This window comes from Amycolatopsis sp. CFH S0740, from assembly GCF_004522315.1.
Classification (GTDB): domain Bacteria; phylum Actinomycetota; class Actinomycetes; order Mycobacteriales; family Pseudonocardiaceae; genus Amycolatopsis; species Amycolatopsis nivea.
The window spans coordinates 15,300-29,929 of sequence record NZ_SDLS01000043.1; the positions used below are offsets into that span (position 1 = coordinate 15,300).

The 14,630-nt window shown below is 69.9% G+C and carries 15 protein-coding genes; 5 read left to right on the forward strand and 10 right to left on the reverse strand.

The features are described 5' to 3' along the window. Window positions 1-22: 22 nt before the first annotated feature. Window positions 23-2,134 (reverse strand): elongation factor G-like protein EF-G2, encoded by a 2,112-nt coding sequence (locus EIZ45_RS42005; protein ID WP_134661828.1) that lies wholly within the window; start codon window positions 2,132-2,134, stop codon window positions 23-25. Between the two features lie 444 nt (window positions 2,135-2,578). On the opposite strand from EIZ45_RS42005, the gene EIZ45_RS42010 reads away from it, so the two are divergent. Further along, window positions 2,579-4,171: a M4 family metallopeptidase gene (locus EIZ45_RS42010; RefSeq protein ID WP_134661827.1), complete on the forward strand. Its 1,593-nt coding sequence runs from the start codon at window positions 2,579-2,581 to the stop codon at window positions 4,169-4,171. 134 nt (window positions 4,172-4,305) lie between these two features. Here EIZ45_RS42010 and EIZ45_RS42015 read toward each other — a convergent pair whose 3' ends face one another. Beyond that, window positions 4,306-4,626, reverse strand: a complete 321-nt coding sequence (locus EIZ45_RS42015) for an AzlD domain-containing protein (protein WP_134661826.1) — start codon at window positions 4,624-4,626, stop codon at window positions 4,306-4,308. Next, window positions 4,626-5,321 (reverse strand): AzlC family ABC transporter permease, encoded by a 696-nt coding sequence (locus EIZ45_RS42020; RefSeq protein ID WP_134661825.1) that lies wholly within the window; start codon window positions 5,319-5,321, stop codon window positions 4,626-4,628. The genes EIZ45_RS42015 and EIZ45_RS42020 overlap by 1 nt, the downstream gene beginning before the upstream one ends. Window positions 5,322-5,391: 70 nt before the next feature. Between EIZ45_RS42020 and EIZ45_RS42025 the strand changes: the two genes are divergently transcribed. Further along, complete coding sequence (locus EIZ45_RS42025) at window positions 5,392-5,955, forward strand: helix-turn-helix domain-containing protein (protein ID WP_043835882.1); 564 nt, start codon at window positions 5,392-5,394, stop codon at window positions 5,953-5,955. Between the two features lie 389 nt (window positions 5,956-6,344). Further along, complete coding sequence (locus EIZ45_RS42030) at window positions 6,345-6,821, forward strand: cupin domain-containing protein (protein WP_037811256.1); 477 nt, start codon at window positions 6,345-6,347, stop codon at window positions 6,819-6,821. A gap of 2 nt (window positions 6,822-6,823) precedes the next feature. Here the strand turns inward: EIZ45_RS42030 and EIZ45_RS42035 are convergent, their stop codons facing one another. Both EIZ45_RS42035 and EIZ45_RS42040 read right to left on the reverse strand, forming a co-directional pair. Continuing rightward, a complete protein-coding gene (locus EIZ45_RS42035) occupies window positions 6,824-8,065 on the reverse strand; it encodes a flavin-dependent oxidoreductase (protein WP_134661824.1) in 1,242 nt (413 codons plus the stop codon). Between the two features lie 118 nt (window positions 8,066-8,183). Further along, window positions 8,184-8,378, reverse strand: coding sequence for a hypothetical protein (locus EIZ45_RS42040; protein WP_134661823.1), 195 nt, complete (start codon window positions 8,376-8,378; stop codon window positions 8,184-8,186). Window position 8,379: 1 nt separating this feature from the next. Between EIZ45_RS42040 and EIZ45_RS42045 the strand changes: the two genes are divergently transcribed. Next, complete coding sequence (locus tag EIZ45_RS42045; RefSeq protein WP_134661822.1) at window positions 8,380-8,877, forward strand: hypothetical protein; 498 nt, start codon at window positions 8,380-8,382, stop codon at window positions 8,875-8,877. A 173-nt stretch (window positions 8,878-9,050) separates the two neighbouring features. Here the strand turns inward: EIZ45_RS42045 and EIZ45_RS42050 are convergent, their stop codons facing one another. Both EIZ45_RS42050 and EIZ45_RS42055 read right to left on the reverse strand, forming a co-directional pair. Next, the gene (locus EIZ45_RS42050; protein ID WP_037811573.1) at window positions 9,051-9,482 is read right to left on the reverse strand and encodes an Hsp20/alpha crystallin family protein; all 432 of its coding nucleotides are present in this window, start codon (window positions 9,480-9,482) and stop codon (window positions 9,051-9,053) included. A gap of 265 nt (window positions 9,483-9,747) precedes the next feature. Then, complete coding sequence (locus tag EIZ45_RS42055; protein ID WP_134661821.1) at window positions 9,748-10,014, reverse strand: hypothetical protein; 267 nt, start codon at window positions 10,012-10,014, stop codon at window positions 9,748-9,750. Between the two features lie 163 nt (window positions 10,015-10,177). Here EIZ45_RS42055 and EIZ45_RS42060 point away from each other — a divergent pair, with 163 nt between their 5' ends. Next, window positions 10,178-11,068: an aminoglycoside phosphotransferase family protein gene (locus tag EIZ45_RS42060; RefSeq protein WP_134661820.1), complete on the forward strand. Its 891-nt coding sequence runs from the start codon at window positions 10,178-10,180 to the stop codon at window positions 11,066-11,068. Between the two features lie 4 nt (window positions 11,069-11,072). On the opposite strand, the gene EIZ45_RS42065 is transcribed toward EIZ45_RS42060, so the two are convergent. The 3 genes from EIZ45_RS42065 to EIZ45_RS42075 all read right to left on the reverse strand — a co-directional run bounded on the left by EIZ45_RS42065 (window position 11,073) and on the right by EIZ45_RS42075 (window position 14,581). After that, the gene (locus tag EIZ45_RS42065) at window positions 11,073-11,588 is read right to left on the reverse strand and encodes a hypothetical protein (protein WP_134661819.1); all 516 of its coding nucleotides are present in this window, start codon (window positions 11,586-11,588) and stop codon (window positions 11,073-11,075) included. Window positions 11,589-11,643: 55 nt separating this feature from the next. Continuing rightward, window positions 11,644-13,611 (reverse strand): TIM-barrel domain-containing protein, encoded by a 1,968-nt coding sequence (locus EIZ45_RS42070; protein ID WP_240690540.1) that lies wholly within the window; start codon window positions 13,609-13,611, stop codon window positions 11,644-11,646. 193 nt (window positions 13,612-13,804) lie between these two features. Then, window positions 13,805-14,581, reverse strand: coding sequence for a DeoR/GlpR family DNA-binding transcription regulator (locus EIZ45_RS42075; RefSeq protein WP_043835871.1), 777 nt, complete (start codon window positions 14,579-14,581; stop codon window positions 13,805-13,807). Window positions 14,582-14,630: the final 49 nt, after the last annotated feature.

A 14,630-nucleotide genomic window follows, 5' to 3' on the forward strand; every position in this document is an offset into this window, starting at 1 on the left:
CGGTTCTAACCGTGATAGCCACTCACGAGGTGGTTACCGCTCCCTGCGGCATCGGCTCGAAGCGGGCGTGCCGCCGAGTGAACGTCGCCGTTCCCGAGGTCAGCGAGCGCAGATCCACCGCGTACCGCAGCAGTTCCGCCGCGGGCACCTCGGCGTGCACGACGGTGTGCCCGCCCTCGCCGGATTCCGTGCCCAGCACCCGGCCGCGGCGGGACGACAGGTCGCCCAGCACCGTGCCCAGGTGTTCGTCCGGCAGGCTCACCTCGACCGTGTCCAGCGGTTCCAGCAGCGAGATCCGGCTGGCCGCCGCCGCTTCCCGCAGGGCGAGCGCGCCCGCGGTCTGGAACGCCGCGTCCGACGAGTCGACGCTGTGCGCCTTCCCGTCGGTCAGCGTCACGCGCACGTCCACCACCGGATAGCCGTCCTGGACGCCGCGTTGCAGCTGTGCGCGCACGCCCTTCTCGACGCTCGGGATGAACTGGTGCGGCACCGCGCCGCCGACCACCTTGTCCACGAACTCGAACCCGCCGCCGCGCGGCAGCGGCTCGACCTCGATGTCGCACACCGCGAACTGCCCGTGCCCGCCGGACTGCTTCACGTGCCGCCCGTGGCCTCGCGCCGGTTTCGCGAACGTGGCGCGCAGGCTGATCCGCACCGGCTCGGTGCCGACGTCCGCGCCGCCCGCGCGCAGTCGCGACAGGACGACCTCAGCGTGCGCCTCTCCCATGCACCACAGCACGAGCTGCCCGGTTTCCGCGTTGCGTTCCAGGCGCAGGGTCGGATCGCCCGCGACGAGCCGGGACAGGTTGCGGGACAACGTGTCCTCGTCGCTGCGGGACTTCGCGACGACGGCGACCGGCAGCAGCGGTTCGGGCATCCGCCACGGTTTGATCAGCAGCGGATCGTCCGGCGACGACACCGTGTCGCCGGTTTCGGCGGACCCCACTTTGGTGAGCGCGCACAGGTCGCCCGCGACGCAGAACGGCACCTCGCGCAGGTTCGCGCCGAGCGGCGAGTAGAGGTGGGCGACGCGTTCGTCGGCGTCGTGGTCTTCGTGGCCGCGTTCGGCGAGGCCGTGGCCGGAGACGTGCACCGGGTGCTCCGGCCGCAGCGTCCCGGAAAACACCCGGACGAGCGAAACCCGTCCCACGTACGAGTCGACCGCGGTGCGCACGACCTCGGCGGCGAGCGGACCGTCCGGATCGGCGGACAGCGCGGCGTGTTCGGCGCCGTCGGGGCTGGTCACGCCGGGCGGGGTGTGCTCCAGCGGCGAGGGGAAGGCGCGCACGATGCCGTCGAGCACCTCGGCGAGCCCGACCCCGCTGGTCGCGCACACCGGGATGACCGGGTGGAACGAACCGCGCGCGACGGCCGTCTCGAGGTCGGCGATCAGCACGTCCTCGGCGATCTCCTCGCCGCCGAGGTAGCGGTCCATGAGGGTCTCGTCCTCGCTCTCGGCGATGATGCCCTCGATCAGCTCGTTGCGGGCTTCGGCGAACTCCTCGGCCACGGCCGGGTCCGGCTCGCCCACGCGCGGCGGGTAGCCGGCGGAATAGTCGTAGCGGCGCTGGGTGACGAGCCCGACCAGGCCGTCCGGCGCCGGAAGGTACAGCGGCAGCACGCCCGCGCCGAAGGCGGCTTGGCAGGCGGCGATCTCGGCGAGCGGGTCGGCGCGGTGGTGGTCGAGCCGGGACACGACGACGGCGCGCGGCATCCCCACCGACGCGCATTCCTCCCACACCGCGACGGTGGCGGCGTCCACGCCCTCGGCGGCGCAGACGACGAACAGCGCGGCGTCCGCGGCGCGCAGCCCGGCGCGCAGCTCGCCCACGAAATCGGCGTACCCCGGGGTGTCGATGAGGTTGATTTTGCGCCCGGCGTGCAGCACCGGGGCGACGGAAAGCCCGACCGAGCGCTGCTGGCGCACCGCGGCGGGGTCGTGGTCGCACACCGTGGTGCCCTCGACGACCGAACCGGCGCGCGGCACCGTGCCGGACGCGGCGAGCAGTGCCTCGGTGAGCGTGGTCTTCCCGGAACCGGAAGGCCCGACGAGGACGACGTTGCGCACCTTGGCGGGGTCGTCCACAGCGACGGCGGCCCCGGGGTCGGCACTCCTGTTCTGCTTGTCGGCCATGACGGCCTCCTCAGCGACGGCGGATGGAAGAACTGTGTCTCCGATCACACACCCGCGACCCGCCGGGAAGCAAGGCGAACGGCCCGGGACCAGCCGTTCGCTCACCGCGGGATGCGGGCGCGCCGGACCGGTCGAGTCCACTGTGGACAGCGGAAATCCCACTGTCTACAAAGGATTCACCGGCTCATTGCCGCCGGATTCATCCGGAACGCCGGACTGCTGCCGAGGTGGGCGAGTGGCGATTCTTGGGCGGAACGCGGAATTTCCGGAAAGCGGGCGCCGGAAATCGGGACCCATGCGCCGAAGTTGATAAATTAACGACCTTCGTCGGTTGTCCGGAGTGGGAAAAAACCCGACTCTTGGCGGGGTTCGATCCCATTCCACTTCCGAATCCGGCCCCCACCCCCGGGCCTGATCCGGCCTGTCCGGAGGAGAACACCGCCGATGAAATCGCGCCGACCGCTCGTGCTGCTCGCAGCCGGGGTGCTGGCCGGGGCCGTCACCACGGCCACCGCAGCACACGCGCAACCGCTCGAACCGCAGAGTCCGCAGGCCGCCGAAGCCATGGCGGCCACCGCCGCGCAGGCGCTGGTCGCCTCCCGGCCCGCCGCGCTGCACGCCGGCAAGGACGACGTTTTCCAGCAGCACAAGGTGATCTCGTCGGTCAACGGCCTGAAATACGTGCCGTACGACCGCTCGTACAAGGGGCTCCCGGTGATCGGCGGCGACTTCGTCGTGGCCACGAACTCGACCGGAAACGTGCTCGCCACCTCGGTCGCGCAGACCGCCGCGATCGACCTGCCGAGCACGTCGCCGAAGCTGACCGCCAAGCAGGCCGAGGCGATCGCCCGCACCCAAGTGCCCACAGTGGACAGCGTGCAGCCCGCGACCCTCGCCACTTATGCCTTGGGCAGCCCGAAACTCGCCTGGACGACCCGGGTGACCGGGCGGAACGCGGAAGGGCCGAGCAAGCTGGACGTCGTCGTCGACGCGATGACCGGAAAGGTCCTGCACACGCAGGAACACGTGGCGTACGGCGACGCGCAGGGCGTCTGGAACGGCCCGGAGCCGCTGCACCTCGACACGTCTTCGGACGGTGCGGGCGGATACTCGATGACCGACCCGAACATCGCGAACCTCAGCTGCCAGGACGCGGACACCCAGCAGACCTTCACGAAGTCGACGGACAGCTGGGGCAACGGCGACGAGACCGACCGGGAAACCGGCTGCGCCGACGCGCTGTACGGTATCCAGCAGGAGAACAAGATGCTGTCGCAATGGCTGGGCCGCAACAGCTTCGACGGCAACGGCGGCGCCTGGCCGATCCGCGTCGGCCTCAACGAGCAGAACGCCTACTACGACGGCACCCAGGTCCAGGTCGGGAACAACACCGCGGGCCAGTGGATCGGCTCGCTCGACGTGATCGGGCACGAGTTCGGCCACGGCATCGACGACCACACCCCGGGCAGCATGTCCGGCAGCGGCACCCAGGAATTCGTCGCGGACGTCTTCGGCGCCTCGTCGGAGTGGTTCGCGAACGAGCCCGCGCCGTACGCGGTCCCGGACTTCCTCGTCGGCAACCAGGTGAACCTCGTCGGCAGCGGGCCGATCCGCAACATGTACGACCCGTCCCAGCTCGGCCACGCGAACTGCTACGACAGCTCGATTCCCGGCACCGAGGTGCACGCCGCGGCCGGCCCCGGCAACCACTGGTTCTACCTCCTCGCCGAGGGGTCGAACCCGACCAACGGCCAGCCGACGAGCCCGACCTGCAACAACTCCACGGTCACCGGGCTCGGCGTGAAGACCGCGGTGCAGATCTTCTACAACGCGATGCTGCTCAAGACCAGCGGCAGCTCCTACCAGAGCTACCGCACCTGGACGCTGACCGCGGCGAAGAACCTGTTCCCCAACGGCTGCACCGAGTTCAACTCGGTGAAGGCGGCCTGGGACGCGGTGAGCGTGTCCGCCCAGCCGGACGAACCGACGTGCGGCGCGGCCGGCACGACCGGTTCGCGAGCCGTTTCCGCTCGATGAACCGAAACTGATTTCCCGCCGATCAGGAGCGGGAGGCGAGCATTCGTCTCCCGCTCCTGATCGGTATTTTCCCGCCGGAGATCGAGCGCGGAAAATTCCGCCGGGAATTCGCTCCGCAATTGTTCCGGGAACGGTTACGGCACCCCGACGAGCCGGAGCAACGCAGCCGTCGCCGCCGCCGCGATCACGACCACCACGAACGGGGCCTTCCGCCACGCGAGCACCCCGCCCACCAGCACTCCGGCGGGCCGGGCGATTCCGGCGAATTCGGGCCCCTCGGTCAGCGCGCTGGTCGCGACCAGCGCGGCGAGCAGTACCACCGCCGACAGGGTCATCAGCCGTTCGGCCCTCGGGGACAACCGCACTTTCGTGCGCAGCAGCGGCCCGGCGAGCCGGAACGCGAACGTCCCGGCCGCCAGCACGAGCGTCGCGATGATCAGTTCCGCGCCGTCCATCAGTGCGCTCCTTCCAGGGACTTCGGCTCCTTCGCGGCGGCGCCCGCGACCACTCCGACCAGCGCCAGCAGCACCGGCAGGCCCGCCGGGAGCAGGGGAGTGGCCGCGAGCGCGACCACCACGCCGATCAGCACCGGCAGCCGCGACGCCCGGTCCTTCAGCGACGGCAGCACGAGCGCCAGCAGCACCGCCGGGAAGGCGGCGTCCAGGCCGAACGCGTCGGTGTCGCTGATCGCGGACCCGGCGAACGCGCCCACGACGACCCCGAGGTTCCAGCACACGAAGAGCCCGGCGCCGCACGCCCAGTACGCCGCCCGCCGCCGGGCCGCGTCGCGCTGGGCCAGCGCGAACGCCACCGATTCGTCGATCATCAGGTGGCTTCCGGCCAGTCGTCCGAGCAGCCCGCGCCCGAGCGCGTCGCCGACCGCGAAGCCGAACGGCACGTGCCGCGCGTTCACCAGCAGCCCGGCGGCGACCGCGGCGAGCGGATTGCCGCCCGAGGCGACGATGCCGACGAACATGAACTGCGACGCGCCGGCGAAGACCAGCAGGGAGAGCATCATCGGCGCCCACAGCGGGAAGCCGGAGCCCACCGCGATGGCGCCGTAGGACACGCCTACGAGGGTGTCGGCCAGGCACACGAGACCGATGTCGCGGGCGAGGCCGCGGTCGAGTGTTCGCCAAATCGAACGCATAGTGTCCTATGCTGAACACGTCGGGGCCTGTTCGTCAAGACGAACGAGAAGACTGATGGAGCGAACACACATGCCGAACGAGAGCACGGGCGCGCCGCTGGACATCATCGCGGCGTCCCTGCGCCGCGAGCGGGCCCGCGCCGGCCTCTCGCTGACCGAGGTCGCGCGCCGGGCCGGCCTGGCGAAATCCACGTTGTCCCAGCTGGAATCGGGCGCGGGCAACCCGAGCGTGGAGACGCTGTGGGCCCTCGGCGTCGCGCTGGACGTGCCGTTCTCCCGGCTGGTCGAACCGGAGCGGCAGGAGGTGAAGGTGATCCGCGCGGGCAAGGGCCCGACGGTGTTCGCCGAACACGCCGACTACGCGTGCACGCTGCTGTCGGCGTGCCCGTCCGCGGCACGCCGGGACATCTACCTGGTCAGCGCCGAGCCCGGCGTCCCGCGGCGGTCGGACCCGCACATGAGCGGCGTGGTCGAGCACACCGTCCTGTGCGCCGGCCGCGCGCGGATCGGCATCATGGACGACCCGGTGGAACTGCTGCCAGGGGACTACATCTGCTATCCGGGGGACGTGCCGCACATCTTCGAGGCGCTGGAACCGGGGACGTTCGGGGTGGAGATCTCCGAGTACAACTGAGCGCCCGCGCAGCTAAGTTTCAAAGCCGTGAGGGGAACCCTGACGGAATCAGATTCCCCCAGGGTTCCCCTCACGTACCGCGGCGGGCACCCGCGCGAAGGGCCGCGCGACCAACGCGGTCGTCTACAGCGAATGCGCGCGGATCCGCGTTTACCCGGGCGAGCCCACTGGGGTCGAATGCCGCTTCACCAACCCGGTTTTCCCGGGACGACGCTGTCGGTCCACGCGGGTCGGACGCTTCCCGATGCCGTCGCCTTCGAGGTGCGCAGGACGGACGGGACGCCGGTTCTCGCGGACGGCGTTCTCGCGTTCTCGTGAATGGCACCTGTACACCGGCGTCCGGATAGCGCAGAGTCCCTGTCGGACGAAACCATCGGCCAGGAGGTGTGATGACCGGCGAGGAAATCGTGCTAGGTCCCCTGCCCAAGGGGATCACGCCCGCCCGCGAGGGCATGCGGAACAAGGTGTGGAACGTGCTCGGCCACACCTACTCGATGAAGGCGGCCAGCGAATCGAGCTTCGCGTTCGAGACCCTCGATCCGCCCGGCACCGGAGTGCCGCCGCACGTCCATCCGACGCAGGACGAGCACATCTACATCCTGGAGGGCGTCTTCACGCTCTACCTCGACGGCCAGTGGGAGACCGCCGGGCCCGGCGACACCGTGCGGATGCCGAAGGGGCTCCCGCACGCTTATTACAACCGCAGCGAGGGCATGACCCGGGGACTGTTCTGGGTGAGCCCGGCCGGGAAGCTGGCGACGCTGTTCGACAAGCTGCACAACCTGACCGACCCGGCCGAGGTGGTCCGGGTGTCGGCGCTGCACGACGTCGACTTCCTGCCGCCCGGTTCGGTGGAGGGCGCCTGACCTCAGGTGCGGTTCACCTGCTGCTGGGACGCCCCGGAAACCTGCGCGTAGCCGCTGACGATCGCGTCGAGCGTCGCCGCGTCGATGACGTCTTCGAGACGGTCGAAGCCGTCCGGCGCGCGCCGCTCGACCTCGTCGATGACGTTTTCCGGGCCGCCCCGGCGGTTGCGCAGCACGATCTCGCCGGTGGCGGCCAGCCGGTCGGCTTCGTACGCGCGCAGCGCCTCGGCGGGATCGGCGTGCCGCGTCAGCTGCGCGGCGAGGCTGGACGCGTCGAGAATCGCCTGGCCGGCGCCGTTGGAGCCCATCGGGTACATCGGATGGGCGGCGTCGCCGAGCAGCGTCACGCGTCCGTGCGACCAGGCGGGCAGCGGGTCCCGGTCGCACATCGGGAACTCGAAGATCTCCTCGGTGGCCTCGGCCAGCGCGGCGTGGTCGACCTCCGGGCACCGAAACTTCCCGACGTGCCGGGCCAGCTCCGCGCGGTCGCCGGGTTTGGCCCAGTCCTGCCGGTCCGGGGGAGGGTCGCCGGGCCGCCCGGTCTGAACGCAGACCGCCCAGTTGGTGAGCCGGGTGCCCGCGCTCCGGCCCGGTCCGATCGGGTAGATCACCAGCTTGGCCGCGGTGCCGCCGGAGACGATCATCGAATCGCCGCCGCCGAACGCGGGCCAGTCGGTGGCGCCGCGCCACATCAAGACCCCGTTCCAGCGCGGCGGCCCTTCCTCAGGGAAGAGCAGTGACCGCGCGGCCGAGTGAATCCCGTCGGCCGCCACCAGGACGTCCCCGGCCACGGTCACCTCTTGGCCGCTTTCCCGCTCAGCGAAACGCACCCGCACGCCCTGCGCGTCCTGCTCGAACCCAGTCAGCCGATGCCCGGTCCGCACCGCTTCCGGGCCCAGCCGGGTCTGGACCGCTTGCAGCAGCATGTTCCGCAGCCTGCCGCGGTGCAGGCAGTACTGGGGGAGCGTGAACCCGGCGTCGAGCCCGCACGGCTTGCGCAGGATCACCTGCCCGAGCCGATGGGTGTAGAACAGCTCGCGGGTGCGGATCCCGATCTCGTCCAGCTGACCGAGCAGCCCGAGCGCGGCGAGCTCCTTGACCGCGTGCGGCAAGGCATTGATCCCGACCCCGAGCTCGGCGACGCGGGTGCTCTGTTCGTACACCGCGCATTCGATGCCTTCGCGGTGCAGCCGCAGGGCAGCGGTCAGCCCGCCGATGCCCGCGCCGGCGATGACGACCTTCACGTGCGGCCTCCCGTCCTCGACTGCCCAGGGTGGCGGAGAGCGGGGTGGCGCGCTACCGCCGACCGGAGGTGGGACGGATTCGGTCTGGTGTGGACAGCTTTCGTAACGGTCGATCGGGTCATTGCGACTTGTGTGCTGCGATCGAGAAGAAAGCCTTCGGTGCGGTCGCGTCGTAATGCTGATCGACCGGGAGTTCCTTGATGCGAACAAGTTCGTCGTTGCTGCTCTGCGCGGTGGCGACCGCAGCAGTGCTTTCCGCTGGCTGCTCCGGGAATGGCGATGCCGCAGTGGCGAGCGCACCGCCAACGGTCACCGTGACCGTTACTACGGAGGCGTCGTCCGCCGCGCCGTCCACGCCCGAGGCGGCACAGTCCGCCGGGTCGACCGGCCCGCGGGGCAATCCGGTGAAGAAGGTCGGCGAGGTCGTGCACTTCTCGCGTTCTTCGGCTGGCGCGCCGACGGATCCGTCGTTCACCGTCACCAAGATCGCGAAGCAGCGGTCGAAGTACGGCTCCGAACAGGTCATGGCGGTGATGGTGCACGTGGAGACCAGCACCGACTCCGAACTGAACAGCGGCCTGAACCTGGCGCTGGGCCCGGTCGTCTACGTCACGGATCCGGACAGCGGCGAGAGCAAATCGCCGCACGGGGCGATGCGACTGGGGGAGATGCCGGGGACGTTCGGCCGAGACAAGAAGTACGACTTCGGGTTCGAGTACAAGCTCGCGGACGTGTACGACCACGGATGGCTGACGATCAACAGCAACGGAGGGCCGGGTTCGGGGATCGACATCCAGTACGACCTCCGTTGAGTATTGCCGCTTTCCTGAACGAGATTCCGGCAATCGCCGATCGAAGCGATTCAGCCGAAGAGCCCCCCGGTGGCGACGTCGCGATTGGACAGTCCTCGCCCGAGCAGGAGCAGCGGGGCGGGAAACCGCGGAGAGTTCGTGGCCCCGCCCTCCTCGGGCGGGGCCGATATCGGTCAGGCGCGGATCTGCTTGGCTCCGCCGCTGCCGCCGATGGCGATCTTGCGCGGCTTGGCCTGTTCGGCGATCGGCACCCGCAGGGTGAGCACGCCCGCGTCGTAGTCGGCTTTGATGCTGTCGGTGTCGAGGGTGTCGCCGAGGAACAGCTGGCGGGAGAACACCCCGCGCGGCCGCTCGGAGACCTGGACCTCCGCGTCCTCGCCGTAGTCGGGCCTGCGTTCGGCCTTGACGGTCAGCACGTTGCGCTCGACGTCCAGGTCGATCGACTCCGGCGCGACGCCGGGCAGGTCGAACTGCACGACGTAGTCGTTGCCGGACCGGTAGGCGTCCATCGGCATCACCGCCGGACGGGTGGCGGTGCCGTTGCCGCCGAAGAACTGCTGGGTCAGCCGATCGAGCTCCCGGAACGGGTCAGTTCGCATCAACATGACCATGCGCCTCCCTTTCTCCTTCCCACGTGCCCGCCGCCGGGGCGGGCGTTCGCTTGTCGGGGCTGTCGCGGAGATCCGGCCCCGCCGGACGCAAGCGGCGGGGCCGGAACCAGTTCGGGTGAAAAGCAACCGTGCTGTGCTGTGCCGCGGCGGGGCGGTCGCGGGACCACGTCACGAGACGCGATGCCGGGGCTGTGCGAGCCTCTCCGGCCGGGCGTCGTGGCAGACCTTCCCCGTCTCCGGTATCACCTCCCCAGAGATTTCACGACTGTCGGGTGTGGTGCCTGCGGTTTGCCGGAGGAGAACGCTCCCGGTGCTCTGGCGGCCAAGCCCGCCACACGCTCGCCGGAACCCGTTCCTCGGCTGGGTTTCCGGTGCTGCGCGGGGGAAAGTCGTTGGGGTGCAACGACGGGAGCGAGACAGCGGTCACGATCGACTCGAACTCGGCGCGCAACCAGACCGGATCGGCGCAGATCAGCTCGACGAATTCGCGGGCAGTCGCGCCCTGGCGGCTGATGGTGTCCGGCATCGTCGACCACTCCCCGGCTACGTAGTTTCGGCACCCAGGTCAGCTATCGCGTATATCCATTTCTATAGCGCGCACTGCAGATCGTGTCAAGCAGGAAGTGGAGACAATCTTGACCACGGCCGGGCAGGCTGCGTCTCCCGCCGTCTCGGTACTGTCCCTTCCCATGCCCACCCCCGAGGTCACCGCCGATCTGGTCCGCGACCTGCTCCGGGACCAGCATCCGGACCTGGCCGGTCTGCCGATCCGCAAGGTGTCGGGCGGCTGGGGCAACCAGATGTGGCGGCTCGGGGACGAACTCGCCGTCCGCGTGCAGCGCATGGACCCCACTCCGGAGCTTCAACTTAAGGAGCGCCGGTGGCTGCCGGCGCTGGCCCCGCGTCTGCCGCTCCCGGTGCCGGCGCCCGTGCGGTTCGGCGAACCGTCCGAGCGTTTCCCCAAGCACTGGACCGTGATGACGTGGGTCCCCGGCGAACCGCTCGACCACGGCACAATCAGCCGCGGCGTCCACGCGGCCGACACGCTCGCGGATTTCCTCCGGGCGCTCCACGTGGAAGCCCCCGCCGACGCGCCGATCGCCGCGGATCGCGGTGCCCATCCCCGGGATTGCACGGGCGGCTTCGAGGAATTCCTCGAGGCAGTTGCCCTCGACAGCCTCGCGGACGACGTCCGGGCAGTCTGGGACGACGCCGTCGCGGCCCGCGCGTGGGAGGGTCCGCCGGTGTGGGTGCACGGCGACCTGCATCCGGCGAATGTTGTTGTCTCAGAAGGAACCCTCTCGGGCATCGTGGATTTCGGCGACCTGTTCGCCGGTGATCCGGCGTGGGATCTCGCCGCTGCCTGGGTGCTGCTGCCCGCGGGCACGGCCGCGCGGTTCTTCGAGAGCTACGCGCGGGCGGACGAGGCGGCGATCCGGCGTGCCCGCGGGCTGGCCGCGATGAAGGGCCTCTTCCTGATCCTCATGGGACAGAACGGGGACCAGGGCCTGCCCGGCGGGAAACCGCACTGGGGTCCTGCGGGCCGGGCGGCGCTGGAGCGGGTCTTGCGGGGGCTTTGACGGGTCAGTCCCACCACAGCGCGACGGCCAGCTCGCGGCGGGCGGCTTCCGCGTAGAAATCGCGCAGAATGGCATGCTGCTCGCCCAGAATTTCCGCCAGGTCGCCGATCACGTCCAGCGCGATCGAGCCCAGTTCGGCCTCGATCTGCTCCGGGTCCGACGGCACGACGGCGCGGACCGCCTCCGGGGTGATGCCGTGCAACGCTTCGGCCACCGCCGCGACGTGCCGGGGCTCCAGCGCGGTCACCGGATGTCCGTCGATCGAGTAGAGAACGTCTCGGTAGGCCGGATTGACTTCTTCGTCCCCGTCGAAGCCGCGCCGCAGCAGCGCGAGGGTCTGGTCGTCAGCTCCGGTCAGTTTCCACGCCGGTTTCAGGGTGGCTGGCCACCAGTTCAGGTCGCAGTAGTCCCTTTTCGGAACCGCCGTGAAAGAGCACAGCTCGCCCAGCATTTCCGCCGATTGCCGACAGGCGGCGAGGTGCGCGGCGGAAATGCGGGCGAGCTGCTGGGTCACGGCCATGCGCTGATTATCGTCCACGGAGGATCCGACGCCGCGAGGACGCCCGGTCGGCGACTTACAGCTTCGTCGCGAGCTCCGTCCAGCCGGGAGCGCCGATCCGGACGAACATCGGCGTCGTGTCCAGCGACGCCGCGTAATCGTGCAGGGTCCGGCCGCCGATTTCGACTCGCTTGGTGTGCGGGTCGAACCACAGTCCCGAAGGCAGCGCGATGTCGCGGGAGGCGCCCGCGGTGATCATCGGGGCCGCCAGCAGGGCGGGGCCGAGCATCCACTCGTCGTCGACGGTGTCGAAGCGGTGGTCGGCGGGGAAGTCGAAGTACACCGGCCGCATGATCGGCGTGCCGTCCGCGACCGCCTGCTGTACCTGGGTTTTCAGGTAGCCCGCCAGTTTCGCGTGGGTGCGGACCGCGTCGGCGTACAGTTTCGCGGTGTCGGCCGGGTAGGCGACCGGCTTGCCGGTGGTGGTGTCGACCGTGGCCACCGGGGACGTTGACGCGTACATCAGCGGCATCAGCGACGCGGCCTGCGCCCAGCGCACGAGCACCTCGCGCGACGGCGGCGGCATGCTGTTCGAGCCGCCGATCATGTCGGTCTCGACGAACGGGTAGCCGTTGGCCGAGATCGCCGACGCCCGGCGCAGCGAGGTGCGCAGGCCGTCCCACGTGGTGTTCGCGTCGACCGCCCGGATCACGAAGCCGTAGCGCTGGTTGCCCCAGTGCGTGCGGATGCCCGCGCCCTGCTGGTCGAACGCGTCGGTCATGTCCGCGCCGAGCTTCTGGTAGTCCTGCGGGGTCAGGTTCCCGGTGGCGGCGCAGCGGTCGTCGAAGAAGCGGGTGTCGAACTTGAAGCCGTCGACGCCGTAGTCGGCCATCAGCTTGCGCAGGTTGCCGGTGTACCACTCGCGGGCCTGCGGATTGCCGAGGTCGATGATGCCCGCGGTGCCGTTCCACCAGGTCACCGTGCACGGCTGGGCCGGATTTCCCTTGGCGCGCACCAGATAGCCGTGGTCGCGGGCGTAGGCGTAGTTCGCCGAGTCGAGGTTGATCCAGAACGTGGTCCACAGGCCGAATTTCTGGCCCATCGCGTGGATCCCGTCGGCCAGTTTCTTCGGGTCCGGGAACGTCTTCGGGTCGAAGGTCAGGTTGCCGTAGTTGGATTCCCATTTGTCGTCGAGCTGCACGGTGTGCCCGGCGACGCCCGCCGCTTTCAGGTCCCGTGCCCACGAAAGCACTTTGTCCTGGTCGATGTCGCGGTAGTACTGCGCCCAGGAATTCCACAGTGGACTCGCGTACTCGGCGTCGGTCGCGTCGCTCTTGGCCGGCTTGCCGACCTCGCCGACGTAGTCGTCGTACACCGCGCGGCGGTTCGACTCCACGAACACCGTGCTCGAGTACTCCGCGGAGTTCGTCACGGTCAGGTCGGCGCGCCCGCCTGCCATCGCGACCTTCATCGGCTGCGCGGTGCGGACGAAAAGCCCGACCGATTTCGAGGTGAAGAAGTAGGGTTCCTGCATCATGTAGCTGGCGGGGGAGAATTCCGGCTCGTCCACCGTTCCGGCGGAAAGCGGATACGGCTGGGCCTTTCCTTCGCTGGTTTCGCCGCCGCCATACCAGTAGCCGGACGTCGTGAGGTCGAAGTGGGTCGCGCGCTGCCCGGCGGCGAGTCCGTCGACTGTCCACTTCAGATCGAACCGGTCCTGGTGCGGGGTGATCCGCAGGGTCACCGAACGGCCCGCCGTGCTGTCGGCGGTAGCGACGACGGTCGCGCCGTCTCGCGAGATCGACCGCACGCGCGTCGCCACGCCGCCGTCGAAGGTGAAAGCGTCGGACGTGGTGCGCAGCAATTGTTCGCCGCCGCGCGTAAGACTCAGGCCGAGGCGGGCGGTGTCGATGCGCAGCTGGTAGCCGGGGGAGTCGGGACCGCGCGGCACGGAGATCGAGGTGAGCGGTTGCGCCGCGGCAGGAGTCGCGACGGAGCCGGTGAGGATGAGCCCGGCCGCCGCGTACGCGAGTCGTCGAGGCACTGGAGCCTCCTATTCTGCGTGAATATGCTCAAGGTGACGCTCGAACTTGCAGTAGTAAGCACATCGCGCAGCGGCTTTGTCAAGGCCCGGTGAGCGGGAACGCGGCGCGGAACAGGGCTGTCCTGAATGGACCCGGGCACGACAGAGCCGCCGTCCGCGGGAGAAGCGGCGGACGGCGGGCCGGAGCCGGGTTTCAGGCGATCTGGACCGGGATTCCGGCGGCCTTGAGCGCGGCGGTGACGTCGGGATCGGCGTCGCTGTCGGTCACGACTTCGTGGACGTCGGTGATGTCGCAGATGCGGGCGAAGGCGCGGCGGCCGAGTTTCGAGCTGTCCGCCACCGCCACCACGCGGGCGGCGTTGTTGACCATGAGCCGGTTGATGTCCGCCTCGCCTTCGTGGCAGGCGAACGCGCCCGCGGCCGGGTGCAGCGCGTCCACGCCGAGGAACAGCAGGTCCAGGCTGAGCTGGCTGAGCACCAGGGTCGCCAGCGGGCCGCTCAGTTCGAAGGACTGCGGGCGGGCGACCCCTCCGGTGACGACGATCTTCATGTTCGGCCGCACCGCGAGCTCGTGGGCGATGTTGAGCGCGTTGGTCACGATGGTGAGGCCGGGGGCGTCGGCGAGGTCCGCGCGCATGGCCAGTGCCCGGGCGACGCCCGCGGTCGTGGTGCCGCCGTTGAGGCCGACCACCATGCCGTTGGACACCAGTGCCGCGGCCGCGGCGCTGATCCGCTGTTTTTCCGGGGCGTGGCGGGCGGTTTTGTACCGCAACGGCAGGTCGTAGGCGAGGTCGTTCGCGACGGCTCCACCGTGGGTGCGGGTGAGCAGCTGCTGTTCGGCGAGGTGGTCCAGGTCGCGGCGGATCGTGGCGGCGGAGACGTTCAGCTCCGCGGCCACCTCTTCGACGTCGAGTTTCTCCCGCTTCGCCAAGAGGTCCAACAGTGTGCTCAACCGTTCATGCCGAGCCATCGGCTTGTGCTCCCTTCGACCCATTCCCTGCGCGCCCGCCGCCGCGCCA

Bases quoted from the DNA above. Each gene is read 5' to 3' on its own strand.
- EIZ45_RS42065 (WP_134661819.1), bottom strand. From the start codon at position 11,588: ATGGCCGTGACCCAGCAGCTCGCCCGCATTTCCGCCGCGCACCTCGCC.
- EIZ45_RS42025 (WP_043835882.1), top strand. From the start codon at position 5,392: ATGCCGAACGAGAGCACGGGCGCGCCGCTGGACATCATCGCGGCGTCC.
- EIZ45_RS42060 (WP_134661820.1), top strand. From the start codon at position 10,178: ATGCCCACCCCCGAGGTCACCGCCGATCTGGTCCGCGACCTGCTCCGG.
- EIZ45_RS42050 (WP_037811573.1), bottom strand. From the start codon at position 9,482: ATGTTGATGCGAACTGACCCGTTCCGGGAGCTCGATCGGCTGACCCAG.
- EIZ45_RS42005 (WP_134661828.1), bottom strand. From the start codon at position 2,134: ATGGCCGACAAGCAGAACAGGAGTGCCGACCCCGGGGCCGCCGTCGCT.
- EIZ45_RS42030 (WP_037811256.1), top strand. From the start codon at position 6,345: ATGACCGGCGAGGAAATCGTGCTAGGTCCCCTGCCCAAGGGGATCACG.
- EIZ45_RS42010 (WP_134661827.1), top strand. From the start codon at position 2,579: ATGAAATCGCGCCGACCGCTCGTGCTGCTCGCAGCCGGGGTGCTGGCC.
- EIZ45_RS42020 (WP_134661825.1), bottom strand. From the start codon at position 5,321: ATGCGTTCGATTTGGCGAACACTCGACCGCGGCCTCGCCCGCGACATC.
- EIZ45_RS42055 (WP_134661821.1), bottom strand. From the start codon at position 10,014: ATGCCGGACACCATCAGCCGCCAGGGCGCGACTGCCCGCGAATTCGTC.
- EIZ45_RS42015 (WP_134661826.1), bottom strand. From the start codon at position 4,626: ATGGACGGCGCGGAACTGATCATCGCGACGCTCGTGCTGGCGGCCGGG.
- EIZ45_RS42075 (WP_043835871.1), bottom strand. From the start codon at position 14,581: ATGGCTCGGCATGAACGGTTGAGCACACTGTTGGACCTCTTGGCGAAG.